At 55.9% G+C, this 3,191-nt stretch carries 1 rRNA gene; it reads left to right on the plus strand.

Going from position 1 to position 3,191, the window contains the following annotated elements:
• The first annotated feature begins 45 nt into the window (after positions 1-45).
• Positions 46-3,148, plus strand: a 23S ribosomal RNA gene (locus ACIRRA_RS45685).
• Positions 3,149-3,191 lie beyond the last annotated feature (43 nt).

Raw genomic sequence — 3,191 nt, forward strand, 5'->3', positions numbered from 1 at the left:
TTGTGTGTTGTTTGAGAACTGCACAGTGGACGCGAGCATCTTTGTTAGTAAGTGTGTAAGAGCGTACGGTGGATGCCTTGGCACCAGGAGCCGATGAAGGACGTAGTAGGCTGCGATAAGCCTCGGGGAGCTGTCAAACGAGCTGAGATCCGAGGATTTCCGAATGGGGAAACCCGGCACGAGTGATGTCGTGTCACCCGCATCTGAATATATAGGGTGTGTGGAGGGAACGTGGGGAAGTGAAACATCTCAGTACCCACAGGAAGAGAAAACAACATGTGATTCCGTGAGTAGTGGCGAGCGAAAGCGGAAGAGGCTAAACCGTGTGGATGTGATAGCCGGCAGGCGTTGTCCATGCGGGGTCGTGGGACATTACTTCCTGTTTCTGCCGAAGCAGGCGACAGTCAGAAAAGGTCGCGTTAGTCGAATTGGTCTGGGACGGCCAACCGTAGACGGTGAGAGTCCGGTAGACGAAAACGTGTTCTCTGTCGTGTAGTGCTCCCGAGTAGCAGCGGGCCCGTGAAATCTGCTGTGAATCTGTCGGGACCACCCGATAAGCCTGAATACTACCTGGTGACCGATAGCGGACTAGTACCGTGAGGGAAAGGTGAAAAGTACCCCGGGAGGGGAGTGAAATAGTACCTGAAACCGTGCGCTTACAATCCGTCAGAGCCCTTTAAGGTGATGGCGTGCCTTTTGAAGAATGAGCCTGCGAGTCATCGGTGTGTGGCGAGGTTAACCCGTGTGGGGGAGCCGTAGCGAAAGCGAGTCCGAATAGGGCGAACTAGTCGCACACTATGGACCCGAAGCGGAGTGATCTACCCATGGCCAGGGTGAAGCGACGGTAAGACGTCGTGGAGGCCCGAACCCACTTAGGTTGAAAACTGAGGGGATGAGCTGTGGGTAGGGGTGAAAGGCCAATCAAACTCCGTGATAGCTGGTTCTCCCCGAAATGCATTTAGGTGCAGCGTCACGTGTTTCACGCCGGAGGTAGAGCTACTGGATGGCCTAGGGGGCCCACAAGCTTACCGAAGTCAGCCAAACTCCGAATGCCGGTGTGTGAGAGCGTGGCAGTGAGACTGCGGGGGATAAGCTTCGTAGTCGAGAGGGAAACAGCCCAGATCGCCGGCTAAGGCCCCTAAGCGTGTACTAAGTGGAAAAGGATGTGGGGTCGCGAAGACAACCAGGAGGTTGGCTTAGAAGCAGCCACCCTTGAAAGAGTGCGTAATAGCTCACTGGTCAAGTGATCCTGCGCCGACAATGTAGCGGGGCTCAAGTACACCGCCGAAGCCGCGGCATTCAGACATTATCCCGCTTTCGAGCCAGGAGTCTGGATGGGTAGGGGAGCGTCGTGTAGCCAGGGAAGCGGCGGAGTGATCCAGTCGTGGAGGCTGCGCGAGTGAGAATGCAGGCATGAGTAGCGAAAGACGAGTGAGAAACTCGTCCGCCGAATGACCAAGGGTTCCTGGGCCAGGTTAATCCGCCCAGGGTGAGTCGGGACCTAAGGCGAGGCCGACAGGCGTAGTCGATGGACAACGGGTTGATATTCCCGTACCCGTGTATCCGCGCCCAATGGCGAATCAGTGGTGCTAAGTATCCAAAAGCGGATGGACTCCCTTCGGGGAGCTGGAAGTGGCTGCATACGACCCCTGCTGTAGTAGTCAAGCGATGGGGTGACGCAGGAAGGTAGCTGGGCCAGGTGATGGAATACCTGGTGTAAGCCTGTAGGGAGCGTGATAGGCAAATCCGTCACGCATATATCCTGAGAGGTGATGCGTAGCCGATTGAGGCGAATTCAGTGATCCTATGCTGCCGAGAAAAGCCTCTAGTGAGTTGGTACACGGCCCGTACCCCAAACCGACACAGGTGGTCAGGTAGAGAATACTGAGGCGATCGAGATAACTGTGGTTAAGGAACTCGGCAAAATGCCCCCGTAACTTCGGGAGAAGGGGGACCCGGTCTGGTGAACACCCTTGCGGTGGGAGCTGGTCTGGGTCGCAGAGACCAGAGAGAAGCGACTGTTTACTAAAAACACAGGTCCGTGCGAAGTCGTAAGACGATGTATACGGACTGACGCCTGCCCGGTGCCGGAAGGTTAAGAGGACCGGTTAGCGCTTCGGCGCGAAGCTGAGAATTTAAGCCCCGGTAAACGGCGGTGGTAACTATAACCATCCTAAGGTAGCGAAATTCCTTGTCGGGTAAGTTCCGACCTGCACGAATGGCGTAACGACTTCTCTGCTGTCTCAACCACAGACTCGGCGAAATTGCAGTACGAGTAAAGATGCTCGTTACGCGCGGCAGGACGAAAAGACCCCGGGACCTTCACTATAGCTTGGTATTGGTGTTCGGTACGGTTTGTGTAGGATAGGTGGGAGACTGTGAAGCGGGCACGCCAGTGTTCGTGGAGTCATCGTTGAAATACCACTCTGATCGTATTGGACCTCTAACCTCGGACCCTGATCGGGTTCAGGGACAGTGCCTGGTGGGTAGTTTAACTGGGGCGGTTGCCTCCCAAAATGTAACGGAGGCGCCCAAAGGTTCCCTCAGCCTGGTTGGCAATCAGGTGTCGAGTGCAAGTGCACAAGGGAGCTTGACTGTGAGACCGACAGGTCGAGCAGGGACGAAAGTCGGGACTAGTGATCCGGCACCGGCAAGTGGAAGCGGTGTCGCTCAACGGATAAAAGGTACCCCGGGGATAACAGGCTGATCTTCCCCAAGAGTCCATATCGACGGGATGGTTTGGCACCTCGATGTCGGCTCGTCGCATCCTGGGGCTGGAGTAGGTCCCAAGGGTTGGGCTGTTCGCCCATTAAAGCGGCACGCGAGCTGGGTTTAGAACGTCGTGAGACAGTTCGGTCTCTATCCGCCGCGCGCGTTAGAAACTTGAGGAAGGCTGTCCCTAGTACGAGAGGACCGGGACGGACGAACCTCTGGTGTGCCAGTTGTTCCGCCAGGAGCACGGCTGGTTGGCCACGTTCGGAAGGGATAACCGCTGAAAGCATCTAAGCGGGAAGCCTGTTCCAAGATGAGGTTTCTCACCCCCTCGAGGGGGTAAGGCCCCCAACAGACCATTGGGTTGATAGGCCAGAACTGGAAGTCTGGTAACAGATGTAGGTGACTGGTACTAATAGGCCGAGGACTTACCAACAAAGAAGCTACGCGTCCACTGTGCAGTATCTGAAACAACACAC

The sequence above is a fragment of the Nocardia sp. NPDC101769 genome (assembly GCF_044766925.1).
In the GTDB taxonomy this organism is placed as follows: domain Bacteria; phylum Actinomycetota; class Actinomycetes; order Mycobacteriales; family Mycobacteriaceae; genus Nocardia.